The organism is Nocardia sp. bgisy134 (genome assembly GCF_057708325.1).
Genome location: NZ_JBYIRW010000039.1, coordinates 1 through 22,469 on the forward strand (window position 1 = coordinate 1; position 22,469 = coordinate 22,469).

Annotated in this window: 22 protein-coding genes and 2 pseudogenes; 14 read left to right on the plus strand and 10 right to left on the minus strand. The window is 64.1% G+C overall.

All coding sequences use genetic code 11. The features are described 5' to 3' along the window. Positions 1–226: 226 nt before the first annotated feature. Positions 227–347: pseudogene (locus AC3ERS_RS36050) on the minus strand (transposase); the annotation flags it as partial. Positions 348–420: 73 nt separating this feature from the next. Continuing rightward, positions 421–1,725, minus strand: a complete 1,305-nt coding sequence (locus AC3ERS_RS36055; protein ID WP_431972657.1) for an ATP-binding protein — start codon at positions 1,723–1,725, stop codon at positions 421–423. A 281-nt stretch (positions 1,726–2,006) separates the two neighbouring features. Here AC3ERS_RS36055 and AC3ERS_RS36060 point away from each other — a divergent pair, with 281 nt between their 5' ends. The 8 genes and pseudogenes from AC3ERS_RS36060 to AC3ERS_RS36095 all read left to right on the plus strand — a co-directional run bounded on the left by AC3ERS_RS36060 (position 2,007) and on the right by AC3ERS_RS36095 (position 7,440). Next, positions 2,007–2,708 carry an SDR family oxidoreductase gene (locus AC3ERS_RS36060; protein WP_431972637.1) on the plus strand — a complete coding sequence of 234 codons (702 nt, stop codon included), beginning with the start codon at positions 2,007–2,009 and terminating at the stop codon, positions 2,706–2,708. A gap of 28 nt (positions 2,709–2,736) precedes the next feature. Continuing rightward, positions 2,737–3,159, plus strand: a complete 423-nt coding sequence (locus AC3ERS_RS36065; protein ID WP_431972638.1) for a tautomerase family protein — start codon at positions 2,737–2,739, stop codon at positions 3,157–3,159. A gap of 122 nt (positions 3,160–3,281) precedes the next feature. Next, positions 3,282–3,479, plus strand: coding sequence for a hypothetical protein (locus tag AC3ERS_RS36070; protein WP_431972639.1), 198 nt, complete (start codon positions 3,282–3,284; stop codon positions 3,477–3,479). A gap of 29 nt (positions 3,480–3,508) precedes the next feature. Beyond that, positions 3,509–3,736 carry a hypothetical protein gene (locus tag AC3ERS_RS36075; RefSeq protein WP_431972640.1) on the plus strand — a complete coding sequence of 76 codons (228 nt, stop codon included), beginning with the start codon at positions 3,509–3,511 and terminating at the stop codon, positions 3,734–3,736. Positions 3,737–4,050: 314 nt separating this feature from the next. Continuing rightward, positions 4,051–4,164 (plus strand): annotated as a pseudogene (locus AC3ERS_RS36080) (recombinase family protein); the annotation flags it as partial. Between the two features lie 82 nt (positions 4,165–4,246). Beyond that, the gene (locus tag AC3ERS_RS36085) at positions 4,247–4,381 is read left to right on the plus strand and encodes a helix-turn-helix domain-containing protein (RefSeq protein ID WP_431972641.1); all 135 of its coding nucleotides are present in this window, start codon (positions 4,247–4,249) and stop codon (positions 4,379–4,381) included. Positions 4,382–5,171: 790 nt separating this feature from the next. Next, positions 5,172–7,004 carry a hypothetical protein gene (locus AC3ERS_RS36090; protein WP_431972642.1) on the plus strand — a complete coding sequence of 611 codons (1,833 nt, stop codon included), beginning with the start codon at positions 5,172–5,174 and terminating at the stop codon, positions 7,002–7,004. Between the two features lie 40 nt (positions 7,005–7,044). Continuing rightward, the gene (locus AC3ERS_RS36095) at positions 7,045–7,440 is read left to right on the plus strand and encodes a hypothetical protein (protein WP_431972643.1); all 396 of its coding nucleotides are present in this window, start codon (positions 7,045–7,047) and stop codon (positions 7,438–7,440) included. Between the two features lie 531 nt (positions 7,441–7,971). Here the strand turns inward: AC3ERS_RS36095 and AC3ERS_RS36100 are convergent. Next, positions 7,972–8,160: a hypothetical protein gene (locus tag AC3ERS_RS36100; RefSeq protein ID WP_431972644.1), complete on the minus strand. Its 189-nt coding sequence runs from the start codon at positions 8,158–8,160 to the stop codon at positions 7,972–7,974. Positions 8,161–8,462: 302 nt separating this feature from the next. Here AC3ERS_RS36100 and AC3ERS_RS36105 point away from each other — a divergent pair, with 302 nt between their 5' ends. Further along, positions 8,463–9,176, plus strand: a complete 714-nt coding sequence (locus tag AC3ERS_RS36105) for a cutinase family protein (RefSeq protein WP_431972645.1) — start codon at positions 8,463–8,465, stop codon at positions 9,174–9,176. A gap of 432 nt (positions 9,177–9,608) precedes the next feature. Here AC3ERS_RS36105 and AC3ERS_RS36110 read toward each other — a convergent pair whose 3' ends face one another. Beyond that, entirely contained in the window at positions 9,609–10,007 is a 399-nt protein-coding gene (locus tag AC3ERS_RS36110) for a DUF4870 domain-containing protein (protein ID WP_431972646.1), read from the minus strand. Positions 10,008–10,429: 422 nt separating this feature from the next. Here AC3ERS_RS36110 and AC3ERS_RS36115 point away from each other — a divergent pair, with 422 nt between their 5' ends. Further along, positions 10,430–10,648: a DUF3500 domain-containing protein gene (locus AC3ERS_RS36115; protein WP_431972647.1), complete on the plus strand. Its 219-nt coding sequence runs from the start codon at positions 10,430–10,432 to the stop codon at positions 10,646–10,648. Positions 10,649–11,587: 939 nt separating this feature from the next. Beyond that, positions 11,588–12,325: a leucyl/phenylalanyl-tRNA--protein transferase gene (aat, locus tag AC3ERS_RS36120; RefSeq protein WP_431972648.1), complete on the plus strand. Its 738-nt coding sequence runs from the start codon at positions 11,588–11,590 to the stop codon at positions 12,323–12,325. On the opposite strand, the gene AC3ERS_RS36125 is transcribed toward aat, so the two are convergent. The 3 genes from AC3ERS_RS36125 to AC3ERS_RS36135 all read right to left on the minus strand — a co-directional run bounded on the left by AC3ERS_RS36125 (position 12,314) and on the right by AC3ERS_RS36135 (position 14,549). Then, positions 12,314–12,604, minus strand: coding sequence for a hypothetical protein (locus AC3ERS_RS36125; RefSeq protein ID WP_431972649.1), 291 nt, complete (start codon positions 12,602–12,604; stop codon positions 12,314–12,316). The two genes, aat and AC3ERS_RS36125, sit on opposite strands and share 12 nt — an antisense overlap. Positions 12,605–12,854: 250 nt before the next feature. After that, complete coding sequence (locus AC3ERS_RS36130; RefSeq protein ID WP_488186323.1) at positions 12,855–13,031, minus strand: competence protein CoiA family protein; 177 nt, start codon at positions 13,029–13,031, stop codon at positions 12,855–12,857. A gap of 633 nt (positions 13,032–13,664) precedes the next feature. Further along, the gene (locus AC3ERS_RS36135) at positions 13,665–14,549 is read right to left on the minus strand and encodes a helix-turn-helix transcriptional regulator (protein ID WP_431972650.1); all 885 of its coding nucleotides are present in this window, start codon (positions 14,547–14,549) and stop codon (positions 13,665–13,667) included. 221 nt (positions 14,550–14,770) lie between these two features. Here AC3ERS_RS36135 and AC3ERS_RS36140 point away from each other — a divergent pair, with 221 nt between their 5' ends. Further along, positions 14,771–15,205 (plus strand): nuclear transport factor 2 family protein, encoded by a 435-nt coding sequence (locus AC3ERS_RS36140; protein ID WP_431972651.1) that lies wholly within the window; start codon positions 14,771–14,773, stop codon positions 15,203–15,205. Positions 15,206–15,789: 584 nt separating this feature from the next. After that, positions 15,790–16,209, plus strand: coding sequence for a hypothetical protein (locus AC3ERS_RS36145; protein WP_431972652.1), 420 nt, complete (start codon positions 15,790–15,792; stop codon positions 16,207–16,209). A gap of 321 nt (positions 16,210–16,530) precedes the next feature. On the opposite strand, the gene AC3ERS_RS36150 is transcribed toward AC3ERS_RS36145, so the two are convergent. Continuing rightward, positions 16,531–16,752, minus strand: coding sequence for a hypothetical protein (locus AC3ERS_RS36150; RefSeq protein ID WP_431972653.1), 222 nt, complete (start codon positions 16,750–16,752; stop codon positions 16,531–16,533). 903 nt (positions 16,753–17,655) lie between these two features. Here AC3ERS_RS36150 and AC3ERS_RS36155 point away from each other — a divergent pair. After that, positions 17,656–18,201, plus strand: a complete 546-nt coding sequence (locus tag AC3ERS_RS36155) for a hypothetical protein (protein WP_431972654.1) — start codon at positions 17,656–17,658, stop codon at positions 18,199–18,201. Between the two features lie 148 nt (positions 18,202–18,349). On the opposite strand, the gene AC3ERS_RS36160 is transcribed toward AC3ERS_RS36155, so the two are convergent. Then, on the minus strand, positions 18,350–21,049 hold the full coding sequence (locus AC3ERS_RS36160; protein ID WP_431972655.1) for a DEAD/DEAH box helicase: 2,700 nt from the start codon (positions 21,047–21,049) through the stop codon (positions 18,350–18,352). Between the two features lie 256 nt (positions 21,050–21,305). Then, positions 21,306–22,469: alpha/beta fold hydrolase (locus tag AC3ERS_RS36165; protein WP_431972656.1), on the minus strand; the 1,164-nt coding region annotated here is incomplete at its 5' end.

A 22,469-nucleotide genomic window follows, 5' to 3' on the forward strand; every position in this document is an offset into this window, starting at 1 on the left:
CGCCGCAGGGTGAGTTCAATTCCGAGACTTATACCGCGGCGCTCCCCATTTGCGATGGAGTAGGGGCTGAATGAGGCGAACTTCGCGACATCACACCCTTCTCGCCGCGCATGTATCGCCGCCGCAACGTCGTTGAACGCTGCTTCAACCGGCGATCCTGCGTTGCACCGACCTCGACCGTGTTACACCGACAACCGTCAGGCGCCGAGATCTCCCCCGGTGATCAGCCCTTTCGCGGTCGCGACACCATGATCTCGTCCACCCCGGTCAGTCGCCGCTGCCGCTTACGCACGGTCTTCGGCCGAACGAGGAGTTCCTATCGCGCGCGGCACGTCGATCTGGACGGGAATCCGCAGGTCACGAAGTAACTGAATGAGCAGGTTCAGCCGCGTGGCGCTAGCGTGGCGGGACGAGCGCGTCTCACAGTCGGGTGTAGTTTGTCTGGTCTTGCTCGAACGCTGTCAAAATCTCCGGTGTCAGTGTCAGGCGGGTGTTGGCGACGGCGGCAAGGTAGTCCTCGAGGTCGGCGGGTTCGCTCGTTTCCTCGCGCATCGCGCGTTCGAACGCCGACTGGGCCCCAGCGCGGGCGGCGTACTCTATGTCCGCGGGGGTGAAGTGAATGGTTGCGTGCACCAGGTGGTCGAGGTCGATGGTCTCGGCTGCGGGGCCCAGGTAGCGCCGCCAGATCGCTTTGCGCGCAGGCTCGTCGGGCGGACCAACCGGAATTACGTAGTCGAAGCGGCCTGGCCGCAGGAACGCCGAATCCAGGGAACGCACCGAATTGGTCGCACAGATCAGCAACCGGCCGTAGTCCTCTCGGAATACCGGAATCAGTTTGAGCAACTCGTTCGTCACGCCATGCGCCGGACTGGTCGCGGTCCCTTCGCGCGCACCGGCGATCTCCTCGACCTCATCAATGAACAACAGCAGTTCGTCGAGGTCGCTCAAGTCCGCGAACACCTCACGCAAAGATGCTGCGAGACCGCCACTGGCCGCTGCGGCCAACCGAGACGGGAACAACTCCACGAACGGCCAGCCCAGCCGTGATGCGACCGCTTTCGCGAAACTGGTCTTCCCGGTACCCGGCGGCCCGAACAAGATCACGCTCTTGGGTGGCCGAACCCGATAACGTTCGGCGACATCCGGGTTCGCCAACGGCAACACGATCCGCCGTTCGATGATCTCTTTCTCCCGGTCCATCCCCGCCATCGACTGCCACAATCCGGGTGGCAACAGCCGGCCGCCCAGTTCGGTCAGCAAACTGGACTGCGCCGGTGCCAGCGGCTCGACCAGTTCGTAGTAGACGAGACCGGTCCTGCGCAGATAGCCGGAATTCTCGAACGCGACCGACCCAGTCGCGCCCTCGGGAACGAGCGTGCAGATCCGCCGCACCCCATTCGAGCGCAGCCGCCTCTCCAACTCGGTCAGCAATGCACTGCCGATACCGCGCCGACGCCACTGCGCGCCCAGCGCCACCAGCAAGACCCACGCACGCTCACCCTGGATCTGCGCGACCGCCATGCCCACCATCTCTTCGCCGACCTCGGCCACCACCGCCGGCGGTCCCGCCCGCGCAGACGCCAGCACCTCCGCCAACGCGAACACCGGCTCATCCGCAGTGGCCATACGGCTCTGCTCCCAGACCTGAATCGCCTGGTCCAGGTCATCATCGCGAAACTCGCGAAGTCGCCATACCGGCATACACACCTCGAACCGCCGTTGCAGAGTGGACGAATCGCTCCCTGCCAGTAAACACCTAGCAGCACCCGTGAGTAGGCCATTCCTAAGCTCCGGCGCAGGGCGGATCGGCGATGTCGACAACTGCTTCTTCGAGCTGGGCTCGAACCAACGCTGAGATCTGCTCGCGGACTGCCTCCGGCGGGCGATCGTGCGTTGGCGGGCGGCGAATGCACTTCATCTGCCGCCGTGCCCCCTGTCACCGCGTCGAAGTATTGGCTATAGTTCTATATAGTCAGCTATGAGGTGGGCGAACAAGGAAGGCAGACATGACCAGAATCGAAGGCGCTATCGCCCTGGTGACCGGCGGGCAGCGGGGCCTCGGCCGCGCGTTCACCGAGGAATTTCTGGGACGCGGCGCGGCCAAGATCTACGTCACCGCCCGCAAGCCCGGCGCGGCCGATGACCCCCGCATCGTCCCGCTCGAATTGGAGGTTACCGACCCGGATTCGGTTGCGGCCGTCGCGGCTCGGGCCACTGATGTGAACATCGTCGTCAACAACGCGGGCGTACTGCGCCCGGCGCCGCTGCTGCAGGCCGAAATGGCCGATGTCGTCGAAACATTCGAGACCAACGTCTTCGGACCGCTGCGCATCGCCCAGGCTTTCGCTCCCATCCTCGCCGCGAATGATGGTGGCGCCCTAGTGGATATGCACTCTGTGCTGTCCTGGAGTTCCGGGGCCGCGGCTTACGGTGCGTCGAAGGCCGCCCTGTGGTCTCTGACCAACTCCTTGCGCATCGAACTGGCTGCGCAGGGCACCCAGGTCGTCGGTGTCCACCTCGGCTTCGCCGAGACCGACATGGTCAAGGCCATCGATACCGCGAAGCTCAGTCCCGCTACGGTTGCCGCCGCACTCGCCGATGGCCTGGAACAGGGTGCGAGCGAAGTCCTCGTCGATGAGTTCACTCGGCAGGTGAAGGCCACCCTGTCCGGTCCCGTCGAAAACCTCGTCCTTCCCTTCCGCCGCTGAGACACCGGTTCGCCCAAAGGAATTCACTATGCCGCTCTGGCACATCTACCACCCCGCGAACACCTACACCCCCGAGGACAAGCAGAACTTCGCCCAGGACATCGCCGCCTACTACACCCGTGTCGGCCTCCCGGAGTTCTACGCCATAGCCCTCTTCCACGAACTGCCCGCCGACTCCTTCTATGTCGGCGGCAAACCCACCGCCGCCTCGGTGCGCATCACCATCGACCACCTCGCCCGTCAACTCGACGACCCGGAAATGCGAAAACGCATGACCCGCGGCCTCGACACCCTTATGGCCCCCTACACGCACGATCGCGGCCTGTACCTCGAATTCAACATCAACGAGGTCGCGCGCGACACCTGGATGATCGCCGGGCTCTTCCCGCCACCGATCGGTAGCGACATCGAGCAGGTCTGGGCCAAGGAGAACAAGCCCATCCCGTACTGAAGCCGGCGGACGGCACCTGCCTCCCGCGCCTGCCAGCAGCATCGGGCTGATGCACGACAACCAACTGTCGAAGCGGCGTCCTGCTGGTCGCTGCGGCATAGTGCTCGCCGCACTGAGGTCGGATGCACTCACTGATGCGAATCCTGCTCGCGACCCTCGCCGGGCTACTGCTCGCCACCGCGTGTTCGTCGCCCGATGTCGGTGCGCCCGAGCCCGGCCCGGCGACCTCGGCCGAAATATCGGATTCAGCGGGCGCACTGGGCTTTCCGGCTGCAGCGGTGGCCGACTACCTGCTCTGTGGCCCGTACCCGCCACCCTAGGCACAAAGATCGTGCTGCGAGACAGCACGATGGCACCCGCCCCCGGCTTCTACAACATCTGCTATGTCAACGGTTTCCAGACGCAGCCCGGCGAGCATGACCTATGGCTGCGTCAGCGACGCGATCTCATCCTCCTCGGAAGCGACAGCCGTCCCCTGATCGACGAGAACCGGCCCGACGAGCCGATCGTCGACACCTCGACAGCGGCGAAGCCGACCCCGTTCGCCTGTGTCATCGGCGAGACGGTCAGCATTTGAGCCACAAAGGGACCGACTGTGGGCACTGGACTGGACCTGAGTTCTAGTAGCAATGCCGCGCAGTTACAGATCAGTTAAGAATGAGTCGGTGTGTCGGTTTGCTCTGCGACACAACGTTTCCGACCCTATCGGGTGGTTGACGAGGTGGTGACCGATGCGTTGTGGTCACGGTTGGAGCCGTTGATCCCGCTGCGGCAGCGCCGTTTCCGTCATCCGGGTCGACAGTGACTGCGCTCGTTCAGCGAGCGCCGTCAACAGCGCGTGGCCAACCGCCTCTGATCGGTGTGAGTTCCCTGCAAGACCTGATCTCCATCGTGGCCGGACTCCGCAAGCGCGGCATCGGCTTCCGCTCCCTGCACGAAGTCGGCGACACCACCCCCGGCGGGCGCCTGGTCTTCCACGTCTTCGCCGTCCTGGCGGAATTCATCCGCGAACTGATCGTCCAAGGCACCCACGAAGGCCTCGACGCCGCCCGCGCCCGCGGCCAAACGCCTCGGCCGCCCGCCGGCCATGACCGCCGAACAGATCCGCCAGGCCCGCGCCATCCTCACCCGCCCCGAGGAGACCGTCTCATCAGTGGCCCGGCTCCTCGGGGTCTCACGCTCCACGGTCTACAAATACCTGCCCGAACTGACGCACTCATGAAGGCCTGGACGCCGCCAGAACCCGCGGGCAGCGCCTCGGCCGCCCGCCAGGAGGGAACGGCCAGGCGGATCAGGTTGGGCTGCCCACACAGCGTTCCGATATACGGACCGACGCGTTGTTCCCGGCCCTGACAAGCGAAATGATCAGTGAGTAATCAGTTGACCCCTCCATCGGATGGGGCTACCGGGCATCGTCCTCGGTGACTATCGAGGTCGGCCGAAACGTGAATATCACCATCGAGGCCGAATGACCCCAGTGCCGATGGCGGGGCTCCTACGGCCGAGGCTTGAACAGCGGTGGACGGTCATGCGCCCAGCGGGTCCGGCGCACCCGAGTCGGGGTCGGCTCAGGCTACAGCTGCACAGGACGACGCCTGTGGGCGTTCGGCGAGAATAGGGGAAGAAGCGATGACACCGATGAGCACCCTAAAAAGTAGCGGTGGTCCAGATGGCGCAGGCGTGCGATCGTCGACGAGCTGCTCGTACGTCGTAGAGGCGCCGGTGCTTGCGTGAGCCTGGATCCACGTGTGTCACGAACGTCGCCGCACGTATGAGAACCTCGGCGATCAGGTGGGCTCGCCGCTGATTCGGCGGGCGCTCGAGCTTGGCGACCTGCACGCTACGCTATCGACCGGCCGGCTGAATCCGGCTCGGCGTCCTGGGGACTTCGACGAGACCGTGCTGCGCACTTGGAGGCGTCTCGATCACTTGACACCCGGTCGGCGCCCCGGACCGATACCGGTCGAATTCCGCTCTTCGCGGCGACGACTTTCAACCATGAGGGGGCATCCGTGGTCACCGATAATATCGGCCACACGGCTACCAGCACGCCGACAGTCAATCCGGACGACGAGGCCACTCGCCTTCTCGCCTCCGCGGCCCACCTCGATCCCGAACTGGCCGACGCCATGGTCGAGGAGTGCTTGGCCGAACCATATCGAGTCGTCCTGCCGTCCCCTGGGGTCCGGGCCCACATCGTGCTGCGGGAGGCGGTCGCAGCGCGGACAGCGCGACGGATCGGCAGCGCGGTGCTGGTCGCCCTGCTGGTGCCCTTCACCATCGCCAGCGGCGGGCTCGTCGTCCTCTGGCTCGCGTCCGGCTCGGCTTGGAAGATCAGCTCATGGGCCGTGCGAGCCGCGCGACGGTCACGCACACCGGCAGTCGGGCGCGAACAGCACGGCGAGCGAGAACAGCGCGGTGAGCGCGGATCATGGTGGCCGACCGCGTTGCTGTGGCTGCCGCTGTCCTTGATCTTTACGTCGCTGTTCGCAATTCCTGCGGCCGTGCTGTCTCTGCTGACCGCTGCGCTATTCGGAGGCCTCGGCAACGAATCCGGCGATGGTTTCTACTCCGAGCAGCCCGGGGGCATCTCGGCGGTCTCCGCCATCGGCATCGGCACCGGCCTGCTGATCACGACGGTAGGGATGTTCTGCGTACTGTTCGTGCAGCGCTATCGGCCATGGGTTTTGGCCGATCGATACTTCCGTTTCGGCCACTTCCAGCCGGATAGGCCACCGCGCGAATTCGTGAGCTGGGCCTGTCGTCCGTTCGCCACCCGATTGCAGCGCATCATCGACCAGGAACAGCGCGATAATCGCCCTACTCCCCGCAATCTGATCATCTACCGCGGCCATCGGCCGTTCGTCGGCGCCGGGACGCGGGTGCGGTCCTGGTCGCAGGCATTCGAGTTACGTCCGAACGATCCCGCCGGGTACTCGGACGCGCCGATGGCGGAGTTCGCCGCGGCAGAACTGCAGAACTTCGTGGCTCGCGACGTCGACGCCATGCGTAAGACACCGAACATCACACCGGGCTGGCGGTTCGCGGGCCTCGAGATCAGCGATACCGCTTTCCTGTCGGCCGGGCACGTCCTGAACTACCGCGAGGCTGAATTCTTCGCACGGGAGTTGAAACAGGGCCGCAATCCTCAACTCGCCGAATCGTATTGGCAGGAATTGCTCGACAGCGCACCGGAGTGGCTGCGCTTCTATCGCTGCTTCCGGCTCGAAGGTTGGGCGCGGCAGTTGGGTGTCGCCGGATACCTGCACATCGGGTACGAGCGACAGATCCTTTTCGTCGAGTGGAATGGGTTCGTGCTGCCACCCGTGGCGCCGACGTACCATTTCGCCGATTTCCCGCCCCGCGCGCCTGCGCTGCTGGCGCTGTGGCAGGCCCTCGGGGAACTCGCGCTGCTACCGACCACGATTCCCGCTCGTGTGATCGATATGGCGCGATGGATGCGGGATGCGCATGGAGTCGGTCGCGGCCGTACCAACACCCCTGATCGAGCCGCCAATGCGTTCGGTGCGCTGGCCACCGTACGCGAAATCGGAGCGGGCACAATCTTCCCGCAATTCTTCCAGGAGTCCGACAGCGACCAGTATTTGAAGATCCTGGAGCGCCGGGTGCTCGATGCGATCCACCGCTTCCTGTCGAGCAAAGGTATCGCCACCGACGCCTTCGACACGATGATCACCCAGATCAACAACGCCACCGTCATGGAGGGCTGCACTGTGGTCGCGGGCAATATCGGCGGCGCGGACAATATCGGCACCGTCGGATCCGGGACCATCGGCGGTACGACCTCCGCCACACCGACCGCCGCGCCTTTGGCCACGAAATGATCTGAGTGGCAATTGAATTCAACTAGAGGAGCATCCAGCCATGCCTGGGGATACGCACGACAGCAACGTCCATATCAGCGGCGGGCAGGTGGTCGCGGGAAATATTAGCGGCAAAGACAACACGGGTGTCGTGTCCGGCCCCGTGTCCATCAACAGTGCGACCGAACAATCCGCGCTGATTGCTGCGGTGGCCGAACTGCGTGCCGAATTGACCGCGTTGCGAACACATCTCACCGCTACCGGCGGCGCCGGTGCCGAACCCGCTGACGTCGACGACGTTCTCGATGCACTGAACGACCCGGAACCCGATCTGGAGCGGGCCGAGAGTCGATGGTGCCGCCTGCGCCGCCGCATCCCGGAGGGTCTGCTGAATCTCGACACGCTGACGAAAATCGCCAACCTGTTCGAGAAGATACAGGGCCTCACTAGCTCATAGCCGGGGGTCATTCGCCGGAATTCCGCGTGGGTCTTCTTCGGGCCGCCGATCACATTTCGACAGCCGACCAGCTACACCACGCGTCCCAGATCAACCCCTCGAATCAGGCCGGGAGGCAGTGCGGGGATGAAATCTCCCAGAGGCAACTTCGCATCTGGGAGAACCCAGGGCGAGCCGTACGCCCTACCGGTCGCCTCGTGCTCGCGACGCGGGCCGAGATCGAAGCGTCCGCCGAGCTCGGGCACCCAGACCTCGACCTTGTGGGCTTGAATGCGGAGACATGACCCACTCGATCATGATTAGCATGCTCGGCGGCCTCGTCATACCCCTGTCGAGTCAGACCGTGAACGGAGACCAGGCGGTGGACATATCGCGAGCAAGTCAGCCACATCGGCGACAGGCAGTTGACGAGCCACCCCGCCCAGTCACCTGCGGGACGCTACGGGGTAGCTATCCCCGACCACGAACCACTGCGCATAGATAAGTCGACAGTTGAATACACGGTCTTGCCAGTCCGGGACCCGACCTACATCAGGCCCGACGCATGAAGGCCAGCATGTAGTAGACGTTCTCGATGTTCCGTTCGACGACGCTGACCAGCTCCCAACCCTGGGATTCGAGCAGCTCGATGCCGTTGACCAGGTGGACGACCGGCTCGAAGATCGCACGTTGATAGCCGGCCGAGCCGAACACGAAACCTCCGGTCTGAGGCGAGCTCAAGACCAGGTTCCGACGCGGATAGGACCGCAGGTCCACCACGCCGTTCAACACGGCAATCACATCGAAAACAGGCCCGGGCGCAGGAGCATTCATGTCCCTATCGTTGTGCATACCCGCGGACTCGCACACTTGCGGTCGCACCGACTCAGACTCGATCGTCGGCACGCCACCGGCGACTGCCTCTCTGCGAGCATGTCCCCATGATCGACCGACGGCTACGGAGCCGACCCGCGCATCGGAAGCGTCGATGATTCGTATCAACCAGCTGGCGCCGTGGCCACTGCGCGCAATACATTGGGCGCATGCGTGAACGATCTCGAATCCTGCTGTGCGCTACCACGACCGTCGCCGCGGCGATGGCGCTGCCGGTTCTCCCGATCGCATCCGCTGAGCCCTCCCCCAGTCCCACCGCCTGCGCCCAGGTCCGCGTCGTCACCGTCCGTGGCACGCTCGAACCGCAGAGCGGCAGCCTGCTGCTGACCCCGCTGGCCGGGCGGATCGCCCAGGAATCCGGCCGCAGCACCACAGTGACCGAACTCGAGTATCCCGCCTCGATGGCCCCGGACAGCCCCGTGCGCGGCGTCGAGAACCTGACGGCACTGGTCAACACCGCCGCAGCCGAATGCCCGAATCAGCAGCTCGTCCTCCTCGGCTACTCACAGGGCACCCGCGTCATCGGCAACACCCTCCGCACGCGAACCGCGTTGACCGACCAGGCCGCCACGCAGATCGACGCAATCGCCCTGTTCGGCAGCCCGCTGTTCAACGGCGCCGACCCCTTCAACCGCGGCAACTACGATCCCACCCTGTCGGGCACCGCCGCGCTGCCCGTCGGCGCCCTCGGAGAATTCACCGACCGCGTGCGCTCCTACTGCCATGCCGCCGACCGCGTCTGCCAGGGCGGCGATCCGGCCGCCGGGTTCGGAAATGCCTTGAGTCCTGGGCATTTCGCATACTTCGTCAACGACTACCGGGACCAGGCGGCGGCATTCGTCCGCGAGCAGCTCGGCTCGTAGTCGTCCCCTCCTGCGGTCCGGGCTGGTACGCGCCCGACCGATCACCGCGATACGCGCGGTAATCGACGAGCTAGACCTGCCCCTGCGGGTGCCTCGTTGCGGTCGGTTGGTAGCGACCGGTGAGAGTGCGGTGCCGTATCGGTTGTTGGGTTGCTGGTGGGGTCAAGGACAAGCTCACTCAGATCGAAACCTCGCTTCAACGAACCGCAGTAACAACTGGCCTCGGAATGCCTACGTTCGGTTCTATTTCTGGAAGAACCTCCACCTGATGAGAATCAGGTTCGTAGGCTGCATCCGCCCGATACGCGGCAATATCGGACGTTCCGCGCGGACGCCGACGGCCCGAGATAGCCTCGGGCCGTCGGTCTTCGGACTGTCGCATCTGGTTACCGGCAGGGTTGCGGAATCCCGCTGCGGACTTCGAATATGCCGCTACTTGACCGAGTTGGCCAACTGATCGGCATACGGAGCGGTGAATTTTCCGACAAGGGGAAGCTCCGCGCGGACACCGCCGGTGTTGCTCGCCTGGACCATGGCCAAGACCCAGACGACGACCGCGAAGACCCCGACTACGAGTCCGGCGAGGCTGAAGATGATCCCCGCGACTCCGAGGAGCGAGCCGACGATGCTCAGAACAATATTGACCACCGAGACCGCCCCGAAGAAGACGATCGATTGCGAGGCATGGAATTTCACGTCGGGGTCGTTCTTGCCAACGAACAGGAAGATGATTCCGGTGAGCCACCCCAGTGCGTAGGACAGGATCGCGCTGGTCTTCTTGTCCAAGCCGGCGGACTGCGGTTGATTCGTGGGAGGTTGAGAAGATGTCATGAGGTAAGTAGACGCTGCGCGCGCCACCTACCGATCCCAAGTTCCGCCCGAACCCCCAGGTCGCGGGCCGGCCGGCGACCGGGATCCTGGACGTGGTTCTCCCTATGAGATGACTGCCGACGACCTCGAAACGCCCCATCGGTCTCCGGGCAGGGCCCGCCGCCCGGTCATCGTCATGCAGCTGTGTGTTCGGTCGGCCTCGAATCGATGCATCCAACGGGTGGTCGCCTGCCCGGCCGGCCGGTTCGGTCAGCGCGGTATGCGGCCATTACAGGTTGTCAGGCGCATTGGGGGTCTTGCTCATTCGTCGGCTGGTGTGGTTTCCGCGTCGGGGGAAGCCGTTTGTGGGGAGGGTAGATCGGATCCGGCTCCATCGTTTCTGCGGTGATGGGCCTGGAGAACGTCCTGGACCAGGTCGAGGGATGGGGTACCACTGGGGTCGCCTGCGCGGGCGTGACCCCGGCCTGTACTGGCTTCGGCTCTTCGGCCGCCCTGGACATGACCGTGTCTGGGCCTGGCGGTTCGGCGGCCACCACATCTCCCTGAACTATCTGGTCATCGACGGTCGGCTCGTTGCGGCGACCCCCTGCTTCGGCCTGAACGAGCTGGCCGCACACCGGCAGCGCGCTTTCCCCCGCTGACGTGCGGCAGGACGCTGACCCGCGGCTTGTTCCCCTGCCTAGCCGTGATGCGATGCGCTGCGGTAGCCGTGAAAGTACGGGACCGGTAACGCCCCGGTCGCTGCGGTGCGCGCCGGTCGGCAGCGCCGCGGGATAGGACCTCAGCGATGCCAACTGCTCGCGTACAGACTGGGGATCCTCCTCGCGGGAGATGATCGCCATACGCGCGATCCCGTCCGGCCGGACGGGCCGAGGGCCGTGTACCGATACGACAAAAGGCCTGACGGCGGATGGAACGCCTACACCGCCTATTCCTACGAGTCGCAGAACCTCTTGCGACTTTGGCCAGAGTTCGGAACGCACTCATCTGCCGCGTCCCGCGCTGACCGAGACGGTCAGCGTGGGGTGTCGAAACGGCGACTGACCGTGCTCACCCGCTCGCCTGGTGGTCCCATCACTTCCGCGACGCCGAGCCTTATCCGGATTGATGTAGAGCCGAACACCCCTGTACACCACCGTGTTCGGCACATCGTCGTCGTGATCCGGGTCGCCAGCGCCCCCGGGATCCGGCAGTTCCGCCATCTCCTCGATGACGATCTGTGCCCGCGCCGCACCAGGATCGAACATTTCCTGAAACGGCCCGACGAACGACCCGAGTTCCGTGCGTTACCAAGGTGGCACGAAAGCTAGCCGGCTACACCCGACCTGGTCACCAGCATCTTCTCCAGCCCCCAGGTTGGGTCCAGGATTGGCACGTTCCGCTCCACCCACTCCTCTGACCACCACACCGAGATAGAAGAGCTTCCACGTCCGGGTGCGACCGATTACCGATCGATCGACTGAGTCGCCTGGGCAAGTTCCCGCTCGACGGTTGCCAACTCCGCGGACCGATCCCCGTGTGACGGTTCGTCCCGTCGTCGCAGCCTGCGGCTGTTCGCCCAGGTCGGTAATGTCTGTCCGGTGACCGACGCTACCGACCTGATGCGGATGTATCTGGTCGATCCAGACCAGCCTTTCCCACCTGTCGAGCTCGCGGATCCGACCGGACTGGTCGCATTCGGCGGGAATCTGTCACCAGAGCGGCTGTTGGACGCCTATTCCGCGGGCATCTTTCCCTGGTATAACCCCGGCGAAACGATCCACTGGTACAGCCCGGACCCGCGCAGCATTCTGGTGCCGACCGACCTGCGGGTGACCAAGTCCTATCGCCGATCTGTCGCCCATGCCGACTACGCGGTGACCATGGATCGCGCCTTCGCCGATGTGATGTCGAATTGCGCCGGACCGCGTGACAAGGAGACCGGAACCTGGATCGGCTCCGACATGCTGGCGGCCTACCTACGGCTGCACCACCTCGGTCATGCGCACTCAGTCGAGGTATGGCGCGACGGCGACCTTGTCGGCGGCCTCTACGGCGTCGCATGCGGCCGCTCCTTCGCCGGCGAGTCCATGTTCTCCCGCGCCCGTGACACCTCCAAGGTCGCGTTGTATTGGCTCTGCGCCCAACTGGCCGCCTGGGATTTCGCGCTCATCGACTGCCAGGTCACCTCCAGCCACCTCACCTCCCTCGGCGCCATCGACCTCTCCCGTGCGGACTACCTGCACCTACACACCCAGGCCGCCGCCCGCCCCGGCCTCTCGGGCCCCTGGCAGTTCGAAATCCCGGTCCCCAACTCCCCCAAACACCTACCGGCGTGAACGATCACCGAAGCGATAGGTCAGCAACGTCGTGAATTGGCGGGCCGGATTCACGACCGCGAATATGAACATCGTTCCGGCTTCGGTGGCCACCCGCGCCAACATCGACGAGCGCAGCGAATTGGCCGACCAACGACAATGCTGAATCGGGGTGCCGAGCCGGCTCGCCGGACGAACCCGCAAACGCACTCTCATGCCGCACAGCGCAGGATGAACCGCTGGGCGTGCGATCCGCGAGCGTCCGGATCTGCCGCTTACGGCGCCGATCGGATCGGCCACGGCCTGATGTAGCCCTGACGTGTCAACTGACACCGGCTTCGGTGTTCAGGTACACCACGAGATCGCGGGGCAGGCCGTGGGTGTCGTGCAGGTAGTGGTAGTCGTCGTCGGTCAAGGGTTCAGTGAAACGGCTGTGGGACAATACCTTTCGTCCGCGCTGGAGCAGCAGATGACGGTCCCCTGCAGCTGTGGTCGTTCGACCCTGCTCATTGTTCGGTCACGCTGTCGGTCGGCGCGCCGCACCGAAACCTCATCGGTCAGCGGGCCGCCCTGGACCTCGAGCAACCTCACGGCCGTCGCCGAAGACGACACGGACATCACAGCGGCGCGCATGGTCGGGCAGCCATGCCTCGATGCGGACCTCGACGACATCCGGCTGCGTCCGAGCCCATCGAGCCAGCATCGCCTTACCGTTGAAGTGCCACAACGTCTCCGGGTGATGCTCACCGCCCGGCGGTGCGTATCCGGGTGGATGAGCGAAGTGTGGACGGCGAATTCCGCCCAGCCGTGCCCCGGACCACGACGAATCGGTTGGAGGAACTCACCCGAAAACCCCTTGTCGAATAGACGGTCAGCCTTCCCGTACACACGGGAAAGCCACGGTGGCCGCGCTATTCGAAGAAGTATTTGGATTCGGCTGAGTTCGAAGTCGAGGAGCCTGCAACGGCTGAAATATCAGTTGGGGGTACGCATCGCCGAGTAGGTGGGGTGATCGACTGTGCTATCTGTCGACAACGGTTGCTGTCGAGGACATCTCAGTGCCGAATAGGCTCGCTATGAGACATGCAGAGCCGAGGTGACAGCGCAGAAGGCCATCACTGAGGCCGATGTGGCGTCACTCGAGCTTCTGCCATGCGGTGACGAGCGCTGCCATGCTGTTGCGGGCAAGCCAGATAGGCGACGCTGAACGTACTCCTGCCCGTCTGGTGCAAGCCAATGCGCTTAACATCTGCCGTCACCGCGAACCCCTGCAGACCGGCCTTGGCCGCCGCGTAGTTGGCCTGGCCGCGATTGCCCGATAGTCCGGCCCCGACGATCACGACATCGAGGTGCTGCGGAACTACGGACGAAGCTTGCTGGTGGATTCCGGGTGCTGCTCCTGTCCGGTCGTGGCGGACCAGCTGGCGAGCAGCTTCAGGCCCTCTTCGGCGGCGGTTCCGGAGGGTGCGCTGTAGACGACCACGCTCAGGCCGCTTTCGTCTGGCAGGGTCATGGTCTCCTGGTCGAGTTCCAGGTCGCCGACGAGTGGGTGGTTGAGGCGTTTGGTGCTCTGGCTGAAGACATATACGTCCTGGGAGCCCCACATCACGCGGAAGGCGTCACTGCGGGTGGACAGTTCACCGATCAGGTTCGACAGCTCCCGGTCGTAGGGGTTCTTCCCCGCCTCGATGCGCAGTGCGCCCACAGCGAAGCGGGCCATGCGCTCCCAGTCGATGTAGAACCGTCTGGCCGCGGGGCTGAGGAACGCGAACCGGGCGATGTTCGCCCCGCAGGTGGCATCGGCGTACATCTCCGAGTACAGGGCCCGGGCGAGCGAGTTGGCGGCCAGCGTGTCGAGGCGGTTGTTCATCACGGACGCCGGCAGCCCCGGCATGCCTTCGACGATTCGCGCCACGCTGGGCCGAACCGTCGGCCGGACCACCCGCCGCCGGGCCTGGGGTGCCGGTCCTGCCGCGCGGGCGAGGTCGTACAGATACATGCGCTCAGGGCCGTCGAGCCGCAGTGCCTGGGCCAGCGCGTCCAACACGCTGTCGGAGACACCTTTGAGGTTGCCGCGCTCCAGGCGCGTGTAGTACTCGACGCTCACCCCGGCGACCGTGGCGACCTCACCCCGGCGCAGTCCGGGCACCCGCCGCTGACCGTACGTCGGCAGACCCGCCTGCTCGGGCGTGATCCTCTCGCGTCGGGAGCGGAGAATCGCGCTGACTGCGTCCCGGTTGTCCATGAGGACAGCGTAGGCAGGCCCGCCGTCGCGTGGGGGTCCCTCCCAGGACCCCTCACAGCGGAAACTCCCCCGTCACGGCCGCTTCCCGTTGCATGGTGCATGCCCCGGTCCTCCGGGGCCCGATCGGTGCGAGGACATACGCGCCCCGGCCGGCCGAACTTTCCCGTACCGAGTTCCGCATGCGGGCTCGAGTACCTGAACAAGATTGAAGGGCACACACGATGAGCGACCAGATCGAGACAGTGACGCAGACCCCGGCCGATGTCGTACGAGGGCTGTATGACGCGTTGAGCAAGGGCGACGTGCCGGGTGTCCTGGCCAAGCTCGACCCCGAGGTGATCGTGGACGAGCCGAATCAGCTTCCCTACGGCGGCGTGCACCAGGGCCGCGAGGTGTTCGTCCAGTCGATCCTGGGCGCGATGATGGGCTACGCCGACGTTGCCATCACCGATGCCGAGGTGTACGAGGGCCCGGCCGGCGTAATCGGAACCCTCACCGGAACACTCACGGCCCACACCACCGGTGAGCGGTACCCGCTGACCATGGTCGAGATCCACCAGGTTGAAGACGACACGGTGCGCAAGATCGACGTCTACATCAAGAACCCCCACGACCTCGCCGCGTTCTACGCGCGCGCCGATGCGGGCACCCGCTGACGACGCCACACTTCAGAGTTACCTGGTAGCACTCGGGAATCGCAACCTGAGGCTCCCCCGAATGGTGGACAGGGAGGTTATACGGCTACCGCTGTGAGCTAGCACTCGAAACTGTCGGGGCTTTGGTTCCCGATCGCGGAGTGCCGCCGCGTAGTACTTGTAGAAACTCATCCACTTGTCAACCGAGGCAACGAGTTCGGCCTTCGTGGCGTAGGCGTTAGTGGTGGCGGGACGGTTCTGGTTCGGTTGTCGCAGGTACGTGCCCGTAGCCGGATGAACAAGAGCCCGACAACAATGGCGAGCCGCAAACCGGCTGATCAGCCGAATCTCACTCGTCTGCACCGCATTTCAGGTACTTGCCCGCCTGGCCGGGCTGGTGATGGCGCGTCTCATTCTGGTGGGGTACTGCCTGGATGCACTGCACATCCCCGATGCCCCGCACGGCTTGGTGCAGAATTCCGCCGCGTTCCACCATCTGCGTTAGCCAGTCCCCACTGCCTCGGGAAAGCTCATACGCCGCGAACCGGTTGTGAGCCGGGAGATCTGGGGGCCGCAAGGTGGGTATGCGGGGTTACGCTGGATGAGTGCATGGCCTGCAGCGGCTGCTGCTCGGGTCGGGGCGGTTGCCAGAGGATCTGCGTGCGTCGCTGGTCGCGTCCGACGATGTTGTGTTCTTGGAGGAGGGTTTGACCGGTTCGGTCACCCGTCGCCTTGTCCGCTCATCCGGTCGTCTTGTCGAGTGGGAGCGGCAGGCGGTCTCAGGTGCGATCGCAGTCACTGTCGGCCGACGGGTGCTGGTGTGGGCGGGCCGGTTCAAACACATCGATGTGCCGATGACGCATCCGCTGTGGGCGACAATCGAGTTCAGCATCGACCGACCGAACCGAGTGTGCTTCGCCTACGACCCGGCGGTGACCGATCCGGGGCAGTCGGGACGGGTGGAAGTGCGATTGAAAACGTCGCGGGTGAAGCAACTCGCCCGGCTGGTCACGCGGCCGGTGTGAGGCCATTATCGGTTGCCCGGCATGGTGACTCGGCGAGATCCGATCAGCTGCCGTGGGCTCACCGTCCCGCGGCGGTGAGCTGGTAATCCGCTTCGAGCAAATCCACCCGCTCAGTTGTACCGAGAGATCGCGGCTCAGGTTCGTCGACGAAGCGGCGGACGAGTGCGCGAGCGGGGGAAGGGTCACGGTGACCCTGATCGATATCCAGTGCACGACAACCACAACGGTGATCGAGCAGACGCGCACAATATCGATGGCCCAGTCGCGCTCGAGCACGTTGGACCACATCGCCCGGTCGGGCTGGGTCACCATGACTTCGGATTACTCGCCCCGGCTGAACACGTGGTGAATACCGCGCTGAATTCGGTGGTATGCAATGCGCGCCTGGCCACCGACGACATTGCCACCGAGGTCGGCCGGCTTCGTGACCAGCCGGGTGCGGGCGTAGTGTCCATCGGCGGGAACGCAGCCAAAGGTGAGCCGATGGGCCCGCAATTCCACCACCGGGTGGCCGAACCGCTCATCGATCATCCAGGCGGCCACAGTCCGCCAGCTTCCGGACCGATGACCGGCTCTCACACGCCCTTGATGTGGCCCCCTGGCAGCAGGCCGCCGAGCGCGGCTATCACGTCCTGGCCGAACACCGGTGCACGACCACACCGGCCCACCGGTCCCATTCAGCTCGAAGAATTCCACTACCGGACATTCGAAACCACGCGAAGTACCAGGGGAGGGTCAGCCGCGATTGCTGTCACACATCCCGACTACATTTACTGCACAGTCGACAGCAGTCGCAGCGGCGCCTGTGAGCCCTTTGGCCACGGAGCCGACACTTGGGCAGGAGTCATATGAGTAGGTACGTGGTCGTTATTACTCCCGAGACGGAAGAGACAGAGGCAACTTCCAGACACGCGGAAGCCACGATCAAGATCGAGACTGCCGGTCCGACCCCACGCATTACAGAAATGACCATCAGGTCTACTGCAGCGGGTGGCCTGTCCGCACGCACACTGCCGAGTATCGACCTCGAATCGGTTGTTGCTGCCCTGGTGGCCGGGGTGAATCCGAGCGCACCCGTTGCGCACCCTGAGACTCGCCGAGCTGCAACGCATGTCGCAGAGACCACCCCTGCCACGGCCAGCGAACAAGCCCCGACACAGCAATCAGACGCAACCCGAAACACCACTGACCCAACACCATCCGTGACTCCGGACACGACGGTCCCCGAGGTCCCGGAGCGGGCCTATCGCCGCATGCCCGACGCCGGCGAAGTCCGCGCGGCGTATGAAAAGATCGGAACAGTCACTGGCCTTGCCCGACACTACGGTGTACCCAGGCACACCGCCCAAGGCTGGATGAGCCGACTCCGCAAGCTCGCCGCCGAATCCCCGGCTGGATCCGCAGATGCCAGGTGAGCCGCGCGCGACGTCAGCGAAGGAGATATTCGTGGGCAGTACGTACAAAGTAACGATCGCACCTGACGCGCCGGACAAGACAACCGCAACCATCACCGTCGTGCTCGACACAGGGGGCGTGCGGGTAACCGAGATCCGCGTGGCGGTCGGCGACGATGGTGCGCCACTGCCGAACGAACTGGCACACATCGACTTCGCCGTCTTGGTCGAGAACGCCGTACTGATGTCGCAAGGCCGCCTACCGATGGTCGCTGAGGCCACCAATGCCGAGGCAATCGACGTCGAGCCCGATCCCGATCGTGCATCAGCCAAAACCGCGCCCCCCGCGGATCGCGCCGTTCTTCGGTCCGATACCGGCGCCGCTGCGTCCGGCAATACCCGACGCCCGTCGGACTCGGCCCGCCCATCCAATGGCGCACCGTCGGATCTGGCGGTGACCTTCTGGCGCCTTGGAAGTATCACCAAAGTCGCCAAACACTACGATGTTCCGCGTCACATAGCGCAAGACTGGATCAAAGTACTGAGTCAGGAGACCAAGCTACCGAATAGCTGGAGCAACAAGAGGAATGGGCGATAATTAGATCGAATCAGTTGCCCGTCGGTCGATTCACGATCCTATCCGCTCCGTCGCCGACAACGACATAGCATCGCAGCTCGTCCGTCGTGCAGGCGACTGATTCCTGCGCGTCGATCCGGACTCTCAGTGCGCAGTCGCGCCGATCGCGTCAGGTCTGAATGCTGACCAGCCGCTGATCGACCACGGGTTGACATTGTGAATATCCACTCAGCCATCCGGTTGCTTGATAATCGCCGCGCCAGGTGAATACCGCTGCCCCGTGCTCAGAACCGCTGCCCGGAGCATCAGTGGTGGCTTTCCCTTGTGGCGCTGGGGACGTGATGTAGTTCGCCCCTGACCACGTGGCCAGGATGGCGGTGGTCGAACACTTCAAGCGCACTTCACCGGAGGTGCTTTCGAGCACGGCTCCGGTGACACGGTCTCGTAGCAGCGCCGCATAGTCCGACGGGTCGAGCTGAGTGCCCTGAGGTCTGCCTGTTTCCGTCCAGTCGGGACTGGTCAGGCCGCGCGAGGTAGCCGCGTGCCACAGCGTGGGAACGAGGTCCTCGGCGTGTTCGGCAGTGACCATCTGCTCACACATCCACAGCAGCCGCCCCGCGCCCCGGCCGGGCTGGCACCGCCGCCACCGGATTCTCTTGCTCAGGTCAGCAGCGACCACAGCGACCCACGGATGCACCGTGCCGAGAAACCCCTGGCTGCTCAACCAATACAGGTACCGCGGCGCACGCTCTAGGATCGGATACATTGTCGCATAAGGGATCCCGGCGATCACCCGGGCGCCACGATGAAACTGCGATGGTGAGTTCGCTGCTGTCAACAGCACCGCGCAAGCCAGGTCTCCCTGGCTGTAGGCGAAAGAACCTGCGCTCTGGCGACACTCGATGTGGACCTGGCCGTCGTCGGGCACCACTCCGCCGGCAAGCTTCAGCTGGACGGCATTCGCTTTGAGAGCTTCGCTGATCGCGGCTTGGGCCAGTTCGGGAACGTGGGCGGCAATGGTCTGAATCAAGAGGTTTTCGGCCTCTGCGGGACTCTTGGGTAGGTCCAGTCCGGCCAGGGCCGTTCGTAGCTGATAGCAGACCTGAGGGGACACCATCAACCGAGCAGTCAACAACCCGAGCTCGGTGGGGATCAGCTCATCGATTTTGTCGGATCGCGCTACCTGTCTGAGGAAGTCACCGTCTATCAAGAACCGCACTGCTTGCCTGAGCGGGGTCATATCACGGCTCCCCTGATGATGGGCCAGCGTTTGCGCCCACCACCGTTCGGCCTGCGATAGAGAGTTGATGCGCCCCTGAATCGCCTCCGCTAGAACATGCTCAGGAAAGCTGTCCTGGATCTGAGAATCGACGCGAAAACCCGCAAGCAGCTTGCGTTGCCACACCGCCCGTTCGACATCGTCGACGATCAGAAAGGCCCAACCCTCATTCTCCCCCGCGCCAACACGTCCTGCACGACCGAACATCTGCTGAACGGTCGCAACATCGATCGACTTCAGGCCGACCTCCGTGTCTTGCACAACAACAGCCCGGGCTGGCATGTTGACCCCCGCCGCCACCGTCGATGTCGCTACAAGCACATCCAATTCGCGTGCACGGAAGCCTTTTTCGGCCTCGCGCTTGTACTCCCAGCCCTTATAGTGCAAGCCCACCCGAGCGGCTGCACAGATCCGATGCACGACGTCAGGATCATCAGGATCGACACCGAACACATCAGCACCCCGGCTGGCGGCAATGATCAACGCGGTCCGGCGAACATTCCGTTTACTGCTGCAGAACACCAGCACACTGCCCCGATCGGCGGTGACCATATTCACGATCCCGCTCGTCAAACGCGACTTGGCGCCCTCTACCAGACTCCAATCCGCGGTCTTGGCCACTACCGGCAGCTGCCACGTCAGCTGTGTAGGCCGCCACGCAACCCGCACCGTCCGAGCATGCAGCCACACGGCGAGTTCGTCGGCGTTGGCGACAGTGGCCGACAATCCGATGATTCGCATTCGAGACCCCGCACCCCGAACCCGCGCGAGAATCGCTTCGAGGAACGGCCCCCGAGTGCGGTCACCCAGCAAATGGATCTCGTCGACGATCAAACAGCCAACTTCGGCCAATGCCTCCCGCAGCGAAGCAGTCCGGCAGATCGATTCGAACTTCTCCGTCGTCGTAACCCACAGATCCGCGTCCCGAATCCGTTGCGCATCAAGGCGATACTCTCCCGAGAGCCGCTCCACACGCAGACCACGCTGACGCCAGCTATCGAGCTCCTCGTTCAGCTCATCGGTAAGCGAACGTTGCGGCACCAGCCACGCGGCCTTCTTTCCCTGCTCGAGCACGGTGCGCAGCGCGGCAACCATACCCATCACTGTCTTACCCGCCCCTGTCGGTGCCACCACGATCAGGTGTTCGCCGCTGCTGAGGATGTGTGGGATCGCTTCTGCTTGAGCGGGATTCACCACCGGATGCGGCAAGTACCGAACCCAGGCCGCAGGCACGACTCGCTCTATCGGGAGGGGCTCGGTCAGCAGCCCCTCCACCATGGAGTGGTTCTGCCACATCAGCTCGAACGCATCGCGCGCGGTTTGCGCTGCGGGTCCGCTGGCTGCTCGATTCCGCCGAGAAGCCGACCGGGTAAGCCCTGACTGATCGGTGACGACGGTCAACTGACCGTCATCGTTCAAAGTGTGCACCGACTCTTGCTCCAACAGATAGCCGATCTCACGAAACGGCACCTGCTCGGCTACCAGCCTGCTCCTGAGATCGGCGAAACGATCGCCGACCGGAATCAGTACTCGCACATCGGTGTTCGGCGGATGCGGCGGGAGCACCGCATCTGGATCAGCAATCTTCATCCACAAAACGGGAGGCTGGTTCGCATACTGAGACCTGGCACCGGCGACTTGCATCAGCGTGAACCTGACCTCCGTGTGGACCGATCACACCGACACACCGTTACCGGCGCCTCGAGCGTGACGAACTGAGCGACCTCGACACCATAGCCGAGGACAGCGACAGTTCATGATCAGCGTCGAATCAGCCATCTGACAGGCGATTACGGCAGCCGACAGGACACCGCCCCTTCAGACATCCCAGTGCCATGTCGCACCACTACCATGGCGGAGTCTCGGACTGCCGCGCAGGATCGACAATGTGGTTCTCGAGGATGGGACCAATGACCGCCAATGCCTCCGGTGACGTCATCTGAGTATGCTCGCAGTCCACCGTGTTCTCGTGCACGGCGCCGGTAACAGCGGACCGCCATGCCTGCGCCGGGCGTTGCTTGCCGGCATGGTCCATCACGCTCGCCGAGCCCGCCGCGCTGAAGTAGAGCAAGTCCCCGTCGAAGACACCCGGCCGGTATTCGCGCCATATCCGTCTGGAGTTCTCAACCGAGGCGGCAAGTCGTTTCAGGTGCGTGGAGGTGAGACCGGTCTCCGGACCGAACAACCTGTTCAACAGCGCGGCGGCATCCTCGAAGGAAAACTCGCCATCTATGTGGGAATCGGCGAGCGTCCTACCGACAGTTTCGAGACCTTCGATGTGGCTGTCGGCGAGGTCCGAACTTATGGCGTGGACCAACTTCTCGGCGCTTACCCTCCCTCCGAGCGGATCTTCCCCGTAGACCGCGGCCGTATCTTCTTCGTAAAGGACAGAATCCATCATTGCGAGCGTGGCAACGTCGTCACCGGCTTTGGACAACTCGACGGCCATGGCGTGTGCAATTGCGCCACCCAAGGACCACCCCAGCAGATGGTAGGGTCCGTGCGGCTGGACTGCGCGCATCTCCTCGACATACCGATGGGCCAGCTGACCAACTGATTCGAAGTTCGGTTCACCGCTGATGACCGGCGATTGCAGACCGTATACCGGGCGGTCAGGTGAGAGGTATCGAACCAGCCCCGAATACGCCCACGAGAGTCCGAGTCCCGGATGTACGCAGAACAGAGCCGGATGACTTCCGGTCGAACGCAGCGGAATCACCGCACCGAAAGCATCGTCGATCGACACTCTGATGAGGCCCAGTGGATCCCCGATGCGACCGGCAACCCCTGTGACTGTCGGATCCAGGAACATCAGTGGTAACGGAATCCGGCTACCGAGTCGTTCCTGCAGCGCAGTCACCGCAGTGACCGCGAGCAACGAGTTCCCCCCCAATGCGAAGAAATCGTCGTCGAGCCCGACCCGCTCGACCCCCAACACCTCCGCGAACACCTCCGCCACCACCTGCTCCACCGGAGTCACCGGCGCCCGGAACACCACCGGCTCGAATAT